This window comes from Streptomyces meridianus (assembly GCF_023703325.1).
GTDB classification, from domain to species: domain Bacteria; phylum Actinomycetota; class Actinomycetes; order Streptomycetales; family Streptomycetaceae; genus Streptomyces; species Streptomyces meridianus.
Genome location: NZ_JAMQGM010000016.1, coordinates 64,064 through 79,391, shown reverse-complemented (window position 1 = coordinate 79,391; position 15,328 = coordinate 64,064). Strand labels below are relative to the sequence as shown.

Below are 15,328 nucleotides of genomic sequence, written 5' to 3'. Positions count from 1 at the left end.
GTTCGCGGAGGAGGCGCCATGAGGGCCCTGACCTGGCACGGAAAGCGCGATGTCCGCATCGACACCGTTCCCGATCCGAAGATCGTCGATCCGACGGACGTCATCGTGCGGATCACGTCCACCGGCATCTGCGGCTCGGACCTGCATCTCTACGAAGTGCTCGGCCCGTTTCTCGACCCCGGTGACATCCTCGGCCACGAACCGATGGGCATCGTCGAGGAAGTGGGCCACGAAGTCACCGCGCTCGCGCCCGGGGACCGCGTGGTCGTGCCGTTCAACATCTCCTGCGGCACCTGCTGGATGTGCAGCCGGGGCCTCCAGTCCCAGTGCGAGACCACGCAGGTGCGGGACCGGGGCATGGGGGCCTCCCTGTTCGGGTTCTCCAAGCTCTACGGCCAGGTCCCGGGGGGCCAGGCGGAGTACCTGCGGGTGCCGTTCGGCGACACGCTGCCCATCAAGGTGCCGCACGGTCCGCCGGACGAGCGCTTCGTCTACCTCTCGGACGTTCTGCCGACGGCCTGGCAGTCTGTGGAGTACGCGCACATCCCTCCGGGTGGCAGCGTGACGGTGATCGGGCTCGGGCCCATCGGCGACATGGCGTGCCGCATCGCCCTGCACCGGGGTGCCGGGCAGGTGATCGGCATCGACCTCGTGCCCGAACGGCTCGCACGGGCCCGGGAGCGCGGCGTGCACACGCTCGATCTCCGCGAGCACGGCAAGGACACCGGGGAGGAGATCCGCCGGCTCACCGACGGCCGCGGCACCGACTCCGTCATCGAGGCCGTCGGCATGGAGGCCCACGGCTCCCCCGGCGCCAGAACCGCGCAGAACTTCGCGGGCCTGCTCCCCGACGCGATGGCCCAGAAGATGATGACGAAGGCGGGCGTGGACCGCATGGCGGCCTTCAACACCGCCGTCGACGCCGTGCGCCGGGGCGGGACGATCTCCGTCATCGGGGTCTACGGCGGCTCGGTGGACCCCGTTCCGATGCTGACACTGTTCGACAAGCAGGTCCGGATGCGCATGGGTCAGGCCAACGTCAAGCACTGGGTGGACGACATCCTGCCGCTGCTGGACGACGCTGACCCGCTCGGGGTCGAGACCTTCGCGACACACAAACTGCCGCTCGAGGACGGCCCAAAGGCGTACGCGACGTTCCAGGCGAAGAAGGACGGCATGGTCAAGACTCTGCTCACCCCGTGACGTCCCGACACGACGGGTGCGGGCCCTCACCCGGAGGCACGCCCTCCCCGCGGACGTCTCCGGCTCCGCCCCTCCCCCCAGGAGCGCTAGATGGACACCGACAGCCCCGACCTGGGCATCACCTTCGGCGTGGAGGAGGAGTTCCTCCTCGTGGACGCCGCCAGCTGCCGTCCCGTACCCCTGGCGGCAGAGGTTCTGGACCGCGCCGCGCGGGCCGGTCCCGACACCGCCGGCGCCGGATTGCCCGGGCTCAAGCACGAACTGGTGACGAGCCAGGTGGAGACGGCCAGCGCGGTGTGCACGACGGAGGCTCAGCTGCATCTGCAGCTCACGACCGCCCGTCGAGTGCTGGCCACCGCGGCGGGAGACGCGGGCGCCCTCCTGCTCTCCACGGGCACCCCTCCGCTGCCCGGCCGTGTGGCGGCGTCCGAGGGGGCGCGCTTCCGGCGGATCCACCGGCTCTACGCCGGGATCGCGGCCGACTACCAGGTGAGCGGCTGCCATGTACACGTCGGTGTGCCGGATCCCGACACGGCAGTGGCCGTCGTCAACCACCTGCGTCCCTGGCTGCCGACGCTGCTCGCGTTGTCGGTCAACTCGCCCTTCCACGGCGGACGGGACAGTGGTTACGCGAGCTGGCGGACGGTCGAGCAGTCGCGCTTCCCCGGCTCCGGCGTACCGCCGGTGTTCGGCTCCTTCGCCGACTACCAGGAGGACGTGGAAGCCCGCGTCGAGGCAGGCGTACTGGTGGACCCGCGGATGAGCTTCTGGCTCGCCCGGCCGTCACCGCGCTTTCCCACCGTGGAACTGCGGGTCGCCGACGCGGCGGCGAGCGTCGAGGAAGCACTGCTCCAGGCCGTGCTGTCCAGAGCCCTGGTCCGCACCGCGCTCACCGCCCTGGCCGCCGGCCGCGAAGCGCCCACAGTCCCGGAGCGGGTGGCCGCCGCAGGCCTGTGGTCAGCCGCCCGGTACGGGCTCTCCGGCCCGGCGGTTCACCCGCGCACCGGCCGACAGGTCCCGGGCTCCCTGCTGGCCGGAGAACTGCTCGACCTGGTCCGGCCCGCTCTCGAGGAAACCGGGGACGGGGCGACGGTACGCGAGATCGTGAGCGGACTTCTCACCCGCGGAACCGGCGCGGAACGGCAGCGCGCCGCCGTCGCAGCCGGCGGACCGCAGGCAGCCGCTCGCTGTGTCGCGGTGCCGCTGCCCGGGCGCCCGTCGAGGGCGGTGGCCTCCCTGTGACGCTTCCGGCAGGAGCCGAATCTCTGCACGCTGCCGCCACGGCCCCGCTCCCGGAGCCGCGCGGGCGGTTGTCCACGGCGGTGGCCGAGGCGTTGCGGTCACCACCGGACCCGGAGTGTCCCCCGACCTGGCCCGGGACTTCGGGCCGCGACCCGTTCGGTGACGATCTCCAACTGGCACTGCAGATGTGCTACGAGTTGCACTACCGGGGGTTCCGGGACGTCGACGACGCCTGGGAGTGGTCTCCTCAGCTGCTCGCGTTCCGCGCCGGCTGCGAGGCGGTCTTCCTCGACGCCCTGCGCCGCCGGGCCCCGGGCGGTGACGACGTCGGGGCCATCCTGGACGGCCTGCTGCGGGAGCCGGTGGAGGGCACCGGGGTCTCGCACTTCCTGCGCGATCATGGCGAGTGGTGGCACATGCGGGAGTTCTTCGTTCACCGGTCGGTCTACCACCTCAAGGAGGCCGACCCCCACGCATGGGTGATCCCGCGCCTGCAGGGCGGAGCCAAGGCAGCGCTGGTCGCGGTGGAGTTCGACGAGTTCGGCGCGGGACGCGGCGAACGTATGCACTCCCGCCTGTTCGCGGATCTGCTGGCCGGCGCCGGCCTCGACCCGGGGTATCTCGGACATCTCGGCGCAGTGCCCGCCCCGGCACTGGCCATCGTCAACATGATGTCGCTGTTCGGGCTGCACCGGAGCCTGCGGGGTGCGCTCGTCGGGCACTTCACGGCCGCGGAGATCACCACGGCGCCGAGTGCCCGCCGCATGGTGGCGGCCCTGGAGCGGCTGGGCGCGGACCCCGCCTGTGTGCGGTTCTACGCGGAGCACATCGAAGCCGACGCGGTGCACGAACAGGTGATGCGCCACGAGGTGGTCGGCGATCTCCTGGCGCGGGAACCGGAGCTGGCGGCCGATGTGGTGTTCGGTATCCACGCGACGGAACTGCTCGAGCAGCACCTGGCGGAACATCTGTTGGGGGCGTGGAGGGAAGGCCGCGGCTCACTCCACGGACGGTGAGGAGCCCGCGGACGGCCCCGCGTTGCGGTCCGTCCCGGTGCCGTCGGCGGCGTCCGGATCGGCACGGCTCCCGGGCCCGGGGCCGGTGCTCCGCCGCCGATGGCTGGTGTCGCACCAGGGGTGGTTGCGGCTGCGCCGGCATGTACAGATCGCCACCATGAAACGCTCGGACACGGCCTTCGTCCCGTCCGGAAGGGCCACTTCCACGGGCCCCTCGATCAGAATCGGCCCCCCTGGATCGATCAGGACACGCCGGCAGTGGCCGGGCCCCGTACGGCACGGCTCGTCAGGCGGTCGCGGTGTCCCGGACGGATGCGACGGCGTGGTCGGCACGGATGATCACCAGTTCCTCTTCCCGTTGCCCCGGTGCGATCAGGCCCCGGTCCTCCAGCCAGGCGGCACGGCTGTGCAGGACCGGCCCGAACGCCTGGCGTCGGCGTGCCACGACGGTCGCCTTCAGTCCGGAACGGCGCATGCGCTCGAGTGTCAGATCCGGCCCGCACAGAGCCGAATGCACCATCAGCAGTACACCGTCGGGAGCGAGGAGTCCCGGCGCCGCCGCGCACAAGCGGTCGAGATGCACGCGTCCGTCCTCCCCGGCATCCCACGCCCGGGCACTGCGCCTGCGGCGCCGCCCTGTCTCGGGGCAGGGCACGTAGGGCGGATTGGCCGTGACGACGTCGAAGCGGCGCCCCGCCGCGCAGGTCAGGTAGTCACCCCGGCGGACCGTGATCGGCAACCCGCGCATACGGGCGTTCACGCCTGCGGCGAACGCGGCCCGGAGGCTGATGTCCACCGCGTGCACCTCGCCCGCGCCCAGGCGGGCACCGGCGATGGCGAGGACGCCCGTGCCGGTGCACACGTCCAGCATGCGGGCGCCCGCGGGGATTGCGGCGGCGAGCAGGACGTCCAGCAGGAGTCGGGAGTCGCCCTGCGGTGCGTAGACGCCCGGGGGCCGTATGAGTTTCACCGGCGCCGAGTACCTCAGCCGGGGCCCGGGCAAACAGGCTCAGAGTGCGATCCGGTCCGCTGGACAGATCTCCGCGCCCATGTTGCGTTCCATCATGCGGAGCGCGGCGCGGGCCAGGTCGGGGTGGATGTGTGCGACGGCGTCCTCGGCCACGGCCACCTTCAGATGGCGGATGTGGGCGTCCAGGGCCGAGTAGAGGATGCACTGTTCCGTCACCTGTCCGCACAGCACGACGCGGCGGATGCCCTCCTGGCCCAGCAGGTACTCCATGGGGGTCTCGAAGAAGATCGAGTGCCGTGCCTTGACCACGAAGAACGAAGCGTCGTCCGGTCGGATCGGGTCGACCAGGTCGGCGTGGGGGCCCGCGAGTGCAGCGTCGAGGAGTTCGTCGTGGTGCGAGCGCCATCGCCCGAAGTTGTCGTTGGCGTAGATCACCGGGACGCCCCTCGCCCGCGCCCGGGAGATGAGACGGCGCACCGCCGGGAGAGCCGCCCGAGCCGATTCGACGAGCGCGTCGGCGTCTTCGTGGTCATAGAGATTGATCATGTCGATGACCACCACGGCGGAGGGTTCCATGGGGCGGCTCCCGTGACGTGCGTTTCTCCACCGTAAGCCGTGCCGTCACGGCACGCCCGGGCCGGCCGGGCCACGAGCGGCCGGGGATAGCATCCGCCACGTGCCACCGCAACCGAACCGCATCGCCCGGCGCCCGGACGGCGGAGCCCCGGGGACGGCCCCCGGGCTCCCCCGCCGCTCCCTGCTGGCGGGGCTCGTCCTGCCCCTCGCCGGTGCGGCGGGCTGTTCGGCGAGGGACACCGGCGCGTTCCCCCGGACCTCGCTGACGATCGCGACCGGAAACCACGGGGGTGTGTTCGCACGTTACGGCGCGGCCCTGAGCACCGTCATCGAGCACCGGCTGCGCGGGGTCACGGCGACGGCCCGCACGACGGATGCGTCGGTGGAGAACGTGCGCCTGGTGAGCGGGGGGCGCTGCGACCTGGGCTTCTCGCTGGGCGACACCGCCACGGACGCGGTGAGCGGAAGCGGCGCCTTCGGCCGGCCGCTCGACCTGGTCGCGCTGGCCCGGCTGTACGACAGCTTCGTCCATCTCGTGGTGCGCGCCGACTCGCCGGTCCGGTCCGTCGCCGACCTGCGGGGCCGCCGGGTGGGCGTGGGCGCCCGCGGGTCCGGTACGAGGGTGGTGTCCGAGCGGGTCCTGCGGCACAGCGGCCTGGCCACGGCGGACATCGACGTCTCCTCGGGGTCCCTCGAGTCCTGCACCGAGGCGCTGCGCGAGGGCCGGCTGGCGGCGTTCTTCTTCGTCAGCGGCTTCCCGGGCCAGGCGGTACTGGCGCTGAGCCGGCAGGTGCCGATCCGCCTGATCGGGCTGCGCGAGGTGACGGGCGCACTGATCGATGCCTACGGCTCGGAGTACGTCGCCGCGCCGATCCCCGCGTCCACGTACGGTCTTGCCTCGGCCGTGGACACGGTGAGCGTCAGGAATTACCTGGTCGCGGGGAGAGGGATGCCGGACCGGCTGGCGTACGCAGTGACCCGTCTTGTCTTCGAGGCGCGGGCCGAGATCCGCCGGCTGGCGCCCGGCGTCCGCCAGCCGAGCATCGGCGCCGCGGTCTTCACGTCCCCACTGGATCTGCATCCGGGAGCGGTGCGCTGGTTCCGCGAGAACCGGGGCTGAACGGTGGCAGACGGACCTCGACGCGCACGCCGCCGCCGCTCGCCGGCACGACGGTGAACTCCCCGCCGATCTCCACGACCCGGGCCCTGACGATGGCCAGGCCGAGACCCGTGCCCGCAATGTTCTGGTGTCGTCGCCCACGGAAGAAGCGTGCGCCGACCTTCCCGACGTCGTCGGGGTCGAGGCCCGGTCCGTGGTCGCGCACGCTCAGCCGGACGTACCCGCTGCCGTCCCTGTCGACGGTGACGTCGACCGGCGAACCCGCCGCGAACTTCGCCGCGTTGTCGAGGAGGGCGTCCAGGGCCACGTCCACGATGTCCTCTCCGGCGCAGGCATCGGCACGGGCGGGAACATCGACGTTCAGTTCCGTGAACATCGGGGCCCACATGTCGCAGCGGCTGCGCACCCTGGCCGGGACGTCGACGCAGGTGGTCACGACGTCGCGAGCTCCCACCTGGCTCAGGTCGAGCAGCGACTCCACGATCCGGTTGAGACGGTCCGTCTCCTCCAGCACCTTGTCGCACGCTGCGGCTTCGTACGGCGGGGAGCCGAGATTCTCCACCCTGAGCTGGAGGGCGGTCAGCGGGTTCCCGAGTTGGTGGGCGGCGTCCGCGATCAGGTCGCGCTGCTGACGCTGGGAGGTCTGCACGTTGTCGGCCATCTCGTTGAACGACCTTGCCAGGTCACGGAGTTCGGGCGGGCCGGTGTCACTGGGCACCCGGCTGGCGAGATCGCCGCGAGCCAGGCGCCGGGCGGCCCGGTCGAGGTCGTGCACCGGCCGGATGACCCAGCCGACGAGGGGACTCACCAGGCCGGCGGCCGTTGCCACGAGTGTCACCAGGCCGGCCGCCACGAGGAAGAGCAACCACCGGCCGACGCTGTCCCGCACCGATCCGGTCGGCGAGACCATCACCACGGCACCGAGGACCTGGGCGTCGCGGCCGACCGGCGCGGCGATCACGAACGGCTTGTCCTCCCACGGCCAGACGGTGCCCGGCGGCACGGAACCGCTGCCCGAGAGCGCGTCCGTCACCGCCGCCGACACCTCGGGGGAATCCAGGACGGCCCCGGTGTCCGAGGCCGCCACGACGTCACGGCCCGCGTCGGTCACCATGACCGTCCCGCCGTACACGTCGGCGTAGCGCTCCAGATCTGCGGCCAGCGCCCCGGCGCCGCCGTCCTCGATGACGTCCTCGGCAAGGACCGCGAACCTCGTGACATCCGTGAGCCGTTGCACGAACAGGGCCTGAGTTCGGTCCGCCGCGTAGGCGTTGACGAGCGGCGCGGCCAGCGCGACCAGCAACACGCCGACCAGGGACATCGAGACGAGCAGCAGACGGCGGCGCACGGTCAGCCCCGGGCGTCCACGCTGCTGTCCGCGATCCGGTAGCCGACGCCCCGGACGGTTTCGATCAGACCCGAACGCCCCAGTTTCGACCGCAGTGTTGCCACGTGCACATCGAGGGTGCGGGACGCCCCGGCCCACGAGGTGCCCCAGATCGCCTCCATCAGGGCCTCACGCGTGACCAGGTCGCCGCCGCCCTGGATCAGCACGCTCAGCAGGTCGAACTCCTTGCGCGCCAGGGCGACCGACCGGCCCGCCACATAGGCCTGCCGCGCCCCGGGGTCGACACTGAGGTCCCCCACCCGCGTGGTCGGTTCGATGGACTTCTTCCCGGAACGACGCATCACCGCATCGATGCGCGCCATGAGTTCCGCGAGCCGGTAGGGCTTGGTCACGTAGTCGTCCACTCCGGCCCGCAGTGCCGAGACGACCGCCGACTCCTCGCGGCGCGCCGTGACCGCGATGATCGGCACGTCGCTCTCGGACCGGATCTGGCGGCAGACGGCGACACCGTCCTTGTCCGGCAGGCCCATGTCCAGCAGGACCAGATCGGCATCCCGGTAGCGGGCGAGCGCCTCGGCCGCCGTCCGGGCGCGGCGCACCTGGGGGTTGGACCGCTGCAGCGCAAGGGTCAGTGCGTCGACCACACGGTCGTCGTCCTCTACGAGCAGAATGCGCATGTCGCCCTGGTGATTGTTTCCGGCCGCGTCGGGGATGGTTACCGTCCTGTGAACCTTAAGGCTCTGTAAAGTCTCGAAGCCGAAAGCTTGATGTGACACCGTTCACGCCTACGTTACCCGGCATGCCCACGCAGACCCCCGCCCGCGACCGGCCCGAAGACATCGACGTCGAGGCCCTCGCCTCCGAGTACGACGAAGAGCGCCCCGCCCGGCACCTGTCCCCCCGTGTCGACAGGTTCGTGCGCCTGTGGTTCTTCGCCGTGGCACTGTTCGTGCTGCACCAGGTCTTCATGCCGCTCGAACTGGGCAGCCAGTTCTACCTCGTCCTCTTCCTCGCCGTGACCCTTCCGGCGGTCTTCGTCTGCTATCGGGCGCGCGTCTCGCGCAGGGATCCGGCGCCGGCGGACGGGAACGGCGAAGGAACCGGAACCGGCAGCGGGCCCCGCAAGGACGATCCGGGCGTCGTCGACTGGCTGCTGGCCGGCATCGCACTGCTCATCTGCCTCTATCCGGTGCTCCCGGTCCCCCAGTCGTCGCTCGGCTTCGGTGGTTTCGAGGGCTTCCTCGACCGTCAGGGCTCGCTGCTGGTGATCGACGTCACGGCCGGTCTGATCCTGCTGGTGCTCGTCCTCGAGGCGACCCGGCGTACGACCGGCCTGGTGCTGCCGGCGGTGTGCCTGGTCTTCTTCGCCTACGCCTACTACGGCGGCTTCCTCCCGATCTCGTGGGCGGTCGCGCACCCCGGTGTGAACATCGACCAGATCGTCAACGCCCTCTACAACGAGGCCAGCGGCTTCTTCGGTGTCCCGCTCGACGTCGCCGCGACGTACATCGTGCTGTTCACCATCTACGGCGCGGTCCTGGACCGGATGGGCGCGGGCCGCTTCTTCGTGGAGTTCAGCTTCTCGCTGTTCCGCAAGTCCGGTACGGCACCCGGGCGGACGGTCGCCACCTCCGGTTTCCTGCTGGGCACCGTGTCCGGATCGGGCACCGCGACGGCCGTCACCCTCGGCTCGTTCGCCTGGCCCATCCTCAAGCGGGCGGGCTATCCGCGGGAAGCCGCCGGCGGGATGCTCGCAGCGTCCGGCATCGGCGCGATCCTCTCACCGCCCACGCTGGGCGCCGCGGCGTTCATCATCGCCGAATACCTCAAGGTGTCCTACCTCGAGGTGCTGGCCTGGGCGATGGTCCCCACGCTGCTCTACTACCTGGGCATCTTCCTCGCCGTGGAGATCGACGCCCGCCGTTTCGGCGCCCGCCGGGTCGACCTGGACCTGGGCAGCCCGCTGCGCCTGCTGGCGCGTTCCGGCTACCACTTCATCAGTCTCGGCGTGATCGTCTTCTTCCTGGCCGTCGACGTCCCGCCGTTCCGCGCCGTCGTCTACGCCACAGCGGTTGCCGCACTGTTCGGCCTCGGCGAGGCCCTGCTGTCCCGACGGCTTCCGGAGACCGCCGCGCCGGGCATGCCGGGCGCAGGCGGGACGACGGAGGCGCAGGTCCCGCAGCAGGACCGGACGTCCTCGCTCGCCGACTACGGCCGCAGGCTGTTCGACGCACTGGCGGGCGGACTGCGGTCGGGGCTGCCGGTCGTCGCCGTGTGCGCCGCCGCCGGCGTCATCACCTCGACCATCGCCAAGACCGGGCTCGGGCAGATCCTCTCGGACGTCCTGGTGTCGGCAGCCGAAGCCATCGCGCCCAACGACGCCTCCGTGCTGGTCCTCACGACCCTGTTCTCCGCGCTGGCCATCCTGGTACTGGGTCTCGCGGTACCGGTGACGGCCTCGTTCATCCTGAGCTGGGTGATCATCGGTCCCGCGCTCATCACCCTGGGCGCGGGCGGACCGGAGGTCGCGATGTTCATCTTCTACTACGCGGTGCTGTCCGAGGTCTCCCCGCCGACCGCGCTCGCCGCCGTGGCCTCCGCCGCCATCACCGGCGGCCGGGTGATCCCGACCATGATGCAGGCGTGCAAGTACACGCTGCCCGCCTTCCTGGCACCGATGGCCTTCGTCATGTCCGACAACGGTCATCTCCTGCTGGGCCGCGGGGCGTTCACCGGCGTCCTGGGTGCGACCGCCGTCTGTGCCGCGGCCGTCGCCGCACTCGCCGTCGTCACCACCGGGTGGATGTTCGGGCCGACGAGCCGGGTCGAGCGGCTGTTGTGCGCACCGGCTGCGCTGTTCCTGCTCTATCTCGAGCCGATATCCGTCACGATCGGAGGCGCACTGCTGGCAACCGCTGTTCTCGTCCACCTGGCCGTGCGGCGGAAGCGATCCGCCGCCGAGACCGCCGAAGCCTCTGCCCTCTGAGAATCACCGCCGCCGGAAGATTGGGATACACATGAACCGCACGTACCGCACCAGGTCCGCCGCTGCTCTCGCACTGGCCGGCGCCCTCACTCTCAGCGCCTGCGGAGGCCAGCAGGCGGACGGCTCCGCCGGCGCAGGAGCGGACAAGAACGGATGCGATGCCGGTACCGGCCGGGTCACCATCGCGACGGGCAACTCGACGGGCGTCTACTACGTCGTCGGCGGCGGCATCGCCAAGCTCATCAACTCCGAGACGAAGCTTCAGGCGTCCTCCGCCGAGACCGGTGCCTCGGTGCAGAACATCCAGCAGCTCGCCAAGGGCGACTACGACATCGCCTTCTCCCTCGCCGACACGGCAGCGGACGCGGTGACCGGCAAGGAGTCGTTCAAGACCAAGCAGGACGTGTCCAGCATCGGACGCATCTACCCCAACTACACGCAGGTCGTGGTCCGGAAGGACTCCGGGATCAAGTCCGTGGAGGACTTCAAGGGCAAGCGCATCTCCACCGGATCGCCCAAGTCCGGAACCGAGGTCATCGCGAACCGGATGATCGAGGCAGCGGGCCTGAAGGACGGTGACGTCAAGAAGCAACGCCTGGACCTCACCAAGACCGTCGACGGCATGAAGGACGGCTCGATCGACGGTCTGGTCTGGTCCGGCGGCCTGCCCACCCCGGCCCTGACCGACCTGTTCAACTCCCAGGGCAAGAAGGTCGAGTTCATCGACCCGACGCCGCTGCTGCCCGAACTGCAGAAGATCAGCCCGGTGTACGAGAAGGCGACCGTCCCCGCCGACACGTACGGTCTCGGCAAGGACGCGCCGTCCATCGCGGTTCCGAACGTGCTCATGGTGCGCAACGACATGCCGGCGAACCTGGCCTGCGCCCTGACCAAGCTGGTCTTCGGCAAGAAGGACAAGCTCGTCAAGGTGCACCCCGCGGCCGAGGACATCGACGCCGGACTCGCCGCCGAGAGCGACCCCATCCCGGTCCACCCGGGCTCCCTGCGGGCACTGAAGTCCCTCGAGAAATGACCAACGGTGTGTGGGGCCGCCGGCATCCGGCGGCCCCACACACACGTACTGGCACAGCCCCACCCGTCACCGCACCAAGGCCAGGAGCAAGGCATGAGCGACCACCCGATCTCGTCCCCGGAGCACCTGTTCGGCATCGACGCACTCGTCGGCGAGGAGGACCGGGCCATCCGCGACACCGTGCGCCGGTTCGTCGACGACCGGATCCGGCCGCACCTCGCCGACTGGTACGAGACGGCGTCCCTCCCGGCCCGTGAACTCGCCAGCGAACTCGGCTCGCTGGGCGTCCTCGGCATGCACCTCGAGGGTTACGGCTGTGCGGGTACCAGCGCCACGGCCTACGGTCTGGCCTGCATGGAACTCGAGGCGGGGGACTCGGGGCTGCGCTCGCTGGTGTCCGTGCAGGGCTCGCTGGCCATGTACGCGATCTGGAAGCACGGTTCGCCCGAGCAGAAGGACGAGTGGCTGCCGCGGATGGCCGCCGGTGAGGCGATCGGCTGCTTCGGGCTGACCGAGGCCGACTTCGGCTCCAACCCGTCCGGGATGCGGACCCGGGCCCGCCGCGACGGCTCGGACTGGGTCCTGAACGGCAGCAAGATGTGGATCACCAACGGCTCGGTGGCCGACGTGGCGGTGGTCTGGGCACAGACCGACGAGCGGATCCGCGGATTCGTGGTGCCCACCGGCACCCCGGGGTTCTCCGCCCCGGAGATCAAGAAGAAGATGTCGCTGCGGGCATCGGTGACCAGCGAACTGGTTCTGGAGGACGTGCGGCTGCCGCAGTCCGCCGTCCTGCCGGAGACCGCCGGGCTGGGCGGTCCGCTCTCCTGCCTGAACGAGGCCCGCTACGGCATCGTGTTCGGTTCCCTCGGCGCGGCCCGCGACTGCCTCGAGACGGCCATCGCCTACAGCCGGGAGCGGGAGATCTTCGACAAGCCGCTGGCCGCCTACCAGCTGTCCCAGGCCAAACTGGCCGACATGGCACTGGAGTTGGGCAAGGGCATGCTGCTCGCCCTGCACCTGGGCCGGCTCAAGGACGAGCGCGCGCTGAGGCCGGAGCAGATCAGCCTCGGCAAGCTCAACAACGTGCGCGAGGCCATCGCCATCGCGCGCGAGTGCCGCACGATCCTCGGCGCCGCCGGGATCACCCTGGAGTACCCGATCATGCGGCACGCCAACAACCTGGAGTCCGTGCTGACCTACGAGGGAACCTCCGAGGTCCACCAGTTGGTCATCGGCAAGGCGCTCACCGGAGAGGCGGCCTTCCGGTGACCGGGGCGCCCGCAGGCGCCCTGGACGGCGTGCGCATCGCCGACTTCAGCCGGGTTCTCGCAGCTCCGTACGCGACCATGCTGCTCGCCGACATGGGCGCCGAGGTGATCAAGATCGAGCGGCCGGGGGGCGGGGACGAGACCCGCACCTGGGGCCCGCCCTGGTCGCAGGGCGAGTCGACGTACTTCCTGAGCGTCAACCGGAACAAGACCTCACGCGTCATCGATCTCACCACCGAGGAGGGCCGCAGCGAGGCCGGTGAACTGGTCGGCTCCTGCGACGTGCTCGTGGAGAACTTCCGCACCGGGATGATGGACACGTTCGGGCTCGGTTACGAGCAGCTCGCCGCATCGCACCCGGGGCTCGTCTACTGCTCGTTGACCGGCTTCGGCCCCGGAGAGGGCGCCGGACTGCCCGGGTACGACCTGGTCCTGCAGGCTGTCGGCGGACTGATGTCCGTCACGGGCACGGACGAGGCGCACCCGATGAAGACCGGGGTGGCGCTGGTCGACGTCATCACGGGAATGCACGCGGCCATCGGAGTGCTCGCGGCGCTGCGCCACCGGGACCGCACCGGGCACGGTCAGCGGGTGGAGGTGAACCTGCTGTCGTCGATCCTGTCGGCGATGACCAACCAGTCCTCGGCGTACGTGGCCGGCGGCACCGTGCCGCGTCCCCTGGGCAACCGGCATCCGAGCATTGCGCCGTACGAGGTGTTCGGGACCGCGGACCGGCCGATGGCCGTGGCCGCGGCCAACGACAAGCTGTTCGGCCGGCTCGCCGAGGGCCTCGGACGTCCCGGACTGGCGGCGGACCCGCGGTTCGCGACGAACTCCGAGCGGGTGGCGCACCGCGAGGAACTGGCCCGGGAGATAGAGGACTGCCTGCGTCAGGAGTCCGCGGACCACTGGTTCGCGCGGCTGACGGAGCTGGGTGTGCCCTGCGGGCCGATCAACGACGTCGGACAGGCATTCGAACTCGCGGAACGGCTGGGCCTGGAGCCGGTCACGGAGATCGCATCCGGAGACCGTCCCGAGCCCGTGCGGTCGGTGTCGCACCCCATCCGGATGTCCCTGACCCCGGCAGCCCACCGGACGGCTCCGCCACGCTACCCCGGCCCGGGCCCGACGTGACGGGGCGGCGCAGCGGTCCGGCCGCTGCGCCGCCCCGTGCTCCGGGAACCCGCTAACGGTTGACCAGGGCCATGTACGTGTCCCAGTCCCAGCTCGGGCCCGGGTCGGTGTGGTCGTTGCCCGGGACCTCGCCGTGGCCCACGATGTGCTCCCGGTCGCGCGGGATGCCGTAAACGGCGGTCAGGTGGCGGACCAGCGCGGCCGACGCGTTGTACATGGCGTCGGTGAACCACGAGGCGTCCTCGATGTAGCCCTCGTGCTCGATTCCCAGCGAGTGGGAGTTCGCCGACTTGGCGTGCCAGGCGGTGTCGGAGTCGCGGACCATCTGGGTGACGTCACCGTCCGAGGACCGGATCACGTAGTGGGCGCTGGACTCGGCCGCGGGGTCCTGGAACCAGCTGATCGTGCCGGCGTACGAGCCCTGGGCGACGTGGATGACGATGGTGTCGATGGCGGCGGTGCGCCCGGAGGCGTAGTTCCCGGAGTCCGCGGGCACCCAGTGCGCGGCCGGGTAGTCGTCGCTCTGCGCCGCGGTGGAGTCGAGGGAGCGCACGCTGCTGTACTGACCGCGGTCGGGCGTCACCTGCTCGGCCTCCGTCACGACGGTCCCGCCGTCCTCGACCTCGGCCCGCACGCCCTTCTCCACGATCTCGTAGACCGTGTCGGCGTAGAGGCGGGCGAGCGTGGCGTCGCTGTAGCCGCCGTAGCGGGCGACCACCGGGTACCACTCGGCCAGGTCGCCGCGTTCGGCCGCGGTGAGCTTCAGAGCGTCGGCGTACGCCCGCAGGACCGCCGCTCCGCCGCGGATGTTCGAAGCGGTGTTGGTCCTGAGTTCGGAGACGGGCACGCCGGTGAGGTTCGACGCCTTCTCCAGGGTGCTCCGCTGGGGGTTGCTCACCAGGTGCATCACGCCGTACCCGTTCGCAGAGCTCGGCTCGCCGTCGTGGCTGTCGAGGTGCGTCTCCCCGTAGCCGACGGCCACCAGCAGGGCGCGCGGGACCTGGTACTCCGCCGCGGCCCGGGTGAACGCGTCGTTCATGCCGGCCGACCCGGAGGGCTCGGCCACGGCTGCCGCCTGCTGGGCGGTGAGGGCTATCGCGGTGACGGCGACGCCGCAGAGGAGGGCGGAACGTCCTCGCTTCCACGGGAGCTTGCTGGCTTCCATTGGCTTCCTTTCGGTTCCCCGAGGCAGGTTGAGGGTCGCGGGACACAGCGCCGCCCGGCTGCGGGGGTCGATGCGCGCCGAAGGCGGACGGGTGTCCGTGACGCCATCTCAGCGCGCTTCCCCGCAGGTCACCACTTGTGCCCGGGCACGCGCCCCGCTGCCCCGGTCCCCGCTTGCGGGCGCCGCGTCCACGGTGTCCACGGTGTCCGCGGGCCATGACCTCACCGGTCGCGAAGCCGGCGAACCGGGTCCGGCTCAGGCCGC

14 protein-coding genes are annotated in these 15,328 nt (G+C 71.0%); 8 read left to right on the top strand and 6 right to left on the bottom strand.

Features of this window, described 5'->3' with window-relative positions:
• Positions 1-18 precede the first annotated feature (18 nt).
• The 3 genes from M1E25_RS07425 to M1E25_RS07415 all read left to right on the top strand — a co-directional run bounded on the left by M1E25_RS07425 (position 19) and on the right by M1E25_RS07415 (position 3,461).
• Positions 19-1,203 carry a zinc-dependent alcohol dehydrogenase gene (locus M1E25_RS07425; RefSeq protein WP_251411559.1) on the top strand — a complete coding sequence of 395 codons (1,185 nt, stop codon included), beginning with the start codon at positions 19-21 and terminating at the stop codon, positions 1,201-1,203.
• A gap of 90 nt (positions 1,204-1,293) precedes the next feature.
• Positions 1,294-2,445 carry a carboxylate-amine ligase gene (locus M1E25_RS07420; RefSeq protein ID WP_251411556.1) on the top strand — a complete coding sequence of 384 codons (1,152 nt, stop codon included), beginning with the start codon at positions 1,294-1,296 and terminating at the stop codon, positions 2,443-2,445.
• Entirely contained in the window at positions 2,442-3,461 is a 1,020-nt protein-coding gene (locus M1E25_RS07415; RefSeq protein ID WP_443735586.1) for an iron-containing redox enzyme family protein, read from the top strand. The genes M1E25_RS07420 and M1E25_RS07415 overlap by 4 nt, the downstream gene beginning before the upstream one ends.
• Here the strand turns inward: M1E25_RS07415 and M1E25_RS07410 are convergent.
• The 3 genes from M1E25_RS07410 to M1E25_RS07400 all read right to left on the bottom strand — a co-directional run bounded on the left by M1E25_RS07410 (position 3,444) and on the right by M1E25_RS07400 (position 5,007).
• Entirely contained in the window at positions 3,444-3,635 is a 192-nt protein-coding gene (locus M1E25_RS07410; RefSeq protein WP_372500537.1) for a CDGSH iron-sulfur domain-containing protein, read from the bottom strand. The genes M1E25_RS07415 and M1E25_RS07410 overlap by 18 nt on opposite strands.
• Positions 3,636-3,747: 112 nt before the next feature.
• Positions 3,748-4,431 carry a HemK2/MTQ2 family protein methyltransferase gene (locus M1E25_RS07405; protein WP_251411553.1) on the bottom strand — a complete coding sequence of 228 codons (684 nt, stop codon included), beginning with the start codon at positions 4,429-4,431 and terminating at the stop codon, positions 3,748-3,750.
• Positions 4,432-4,470: 39 nt separating this feature from the next.
• Positions 4,471-5,007, bottom strand: a complete 537-nt coding sequence (locus M1E25_RS07400; protein WP_251411550.1) for a cysteine hydrolase family protein — start codon at positions 5,005-5,007, stop codon at positions 4,471-4,473.
• A 100-nt stretch (positions 5,008-5,107) separates the two neighbouring features.
• On the opposite strand from M1E25_RS07400, the gene M1E25_RS07395 reads away from it, so the two are divergent.
• Positions 5,108-6,127: a TAXI family TRAP transporter solute-binding subunit gene (locus M1E25_RS07395; protein ID WP_251411547.1), complete on the top strand. Its 1,020-nt coding sequence runs from the start codon at positions 5,108-5,110 to the stop codon at positions 6,125-6,127.
• On the opposite strand, the gene M1E25_RS07390 is transcribed toward M1E25_RS07395, so the two are convergent.
• Both M1E25_RS07390 and M1E25_RS07385 read right to left on the bottom strand, forming a co-directional pair.
• Positions 6,066-7,475: a sensor histidine kinase gene (locus tag M1E25_RS07390; RefSeq protein WP_251411544.1), complete on the bottom strand. Its 1,410-nt coding sequence runs from the start codon at positions 7,473-7,475 to the stop codon at positions 6,066-6,068. The genes M1E25_RS07395 and M1E25_RS07390 overlap by 62 nt on opposite strands.
• Positions 7,476-7,477: 2 nt before the next feature.
• A complete protein-coding gene (locus tag M1E25_RS07385; protein WP_251411541.1) occupies positions 7,478-8,152 on the bottom strand; it encodes a response regulator transcription factor in 675 nt (224 codons plus the stop codon).
• A 122-nt stretch (positions 8,153-8,274) separates the two neighbouring features.
• Between M1E25_RS07385 and M1E25_RS07380 the strand changes: the two genes are divergently transcribed.
• The 4 genes from M1E25_RS07380 to M1E25_RS07365 all read left to right on the top strand — a co-directional run bounded on the left by M1E25_RS07380 (position 8,275) and on the right by M1E25_RS07365 (position 13,899).
• Entirely contained in the window at positions 8,275-10,461 is a 2,187-nt protein-coding gene (locus tag M1E25_RS07380; protein WP_251411538.1) for a TRAP transporter permease, read from the top strand.
• A 31-nt stretch (positions 10,462-10,492) separates the two neighbouring features.
• Complete coding sequence (locus M1E25_RS07375) at positions 10,493-11,494, top strand: TAXI family TRAP transporter solute-binding subunit (protein ID WP_251411535.1); 1,002 nt, start codon at positions 10,493-10,495, stop codon at positions 11,492-11,494.
• Positions 11,495-11,587: 93 nt separating this feature from the next.
• Positions 11,588-12,766 carry an acyl-CoA dehydrogenase family protein gene (locus M1E25_RS07370; protein ID WP_251411532.1) on the top strand — a complete coding sequence of 393 codons (1,179 nt, stop codon included), beginning with the start codon at positions 11,588-11,590 and terminating at the stop codon, positions 12,764-12,766.
• Entirely contained in the window at positions 12,763-13,899 is a 1,137-nt protein-coding gene (locus tag M1E25_RS07365; protein ID WP_251411529.1) for a CaiB/BaiF CoA transferase family protein, read from the top strand. The genes M1E25_RS07370 and M1E25_RS07365 overlap by 4 nt, the downstream gene beginning before the upstream one ends.
• A 52-nt stretch (positions 13,900-13,951) precedes the next feature.
• Here the strand turns inward: M1E25_RS07365 and M1E25_RS07360 are convergent, their stop codons facing one another.
• A complete protein-coding gene (locus tag M1E25_RS07360; protein ID WP_308290400.1) occupies positions 13,952-15,064 on the bottom strand; it encodes an N-acetylmuramoyl-L-alanine amidase in 1,113 nt (370 codons plus the stop codon).
• Positions 15,065-15,328 lie beyond the last annotated feature (264 nt).

Coding starts and splice junctions, on each gene's coding strand:
- M1E25_RS07420 (WP_251411556.1), top strand. CDS start 1,294: ATGGACACCGACAGCCCCGACCTGGGCATCACCTTCGGCGTGGAGGAG.
- M1E25_RS07385 (WP_251411541.1), bottom strand. CDS start 8,152: ATGCGCATTCTGCTCGTAGAGGACGACGACCGTGTGGTCGACGCACTG.
- M1E25_RS07425 (WP_251411559.1), top strand. CDS start 19: ATGAGGGCCCTGACCTGGCACGGAAAGCGCGATGTCCGCATCGACACC.
- M1E25_RS07370 (WP_251411532.1), top strand. CDS start 11,588: ATGAGCGACCACCCGATCTCGTCCCCGGAGCACCTGTTCGGCATCGAC.
- M1E25_RS07375 (WP_251411535.1), top strand. CDS start 10,493: ATGAACCGCACGTACCGCACCAGGTCCGCCGCTGCTCTCGCACTGGCC.
- M1E25_RS07360 (WP_308290400.1), bottom strand. CDS start 15,064: ATGGAAGCCAGCAAGCTCCCGTGGAAGCGAGGACGTTCCGCCCTCCTC.
- M1E25_RS07380 (WP_251411538.1), top strand. CDS start 8,275: ATGCCCACGCAGACCCCCGCCCGCGACCGGCCCGAAGACATCGACGTC.
- M1E25_RS07400 (WP_251411550.1), bottom strand. CDS start 5,007: ATGGAACCCTCCGCCGTGGTGGTCATCGACATGATCAATCTCTATGAC.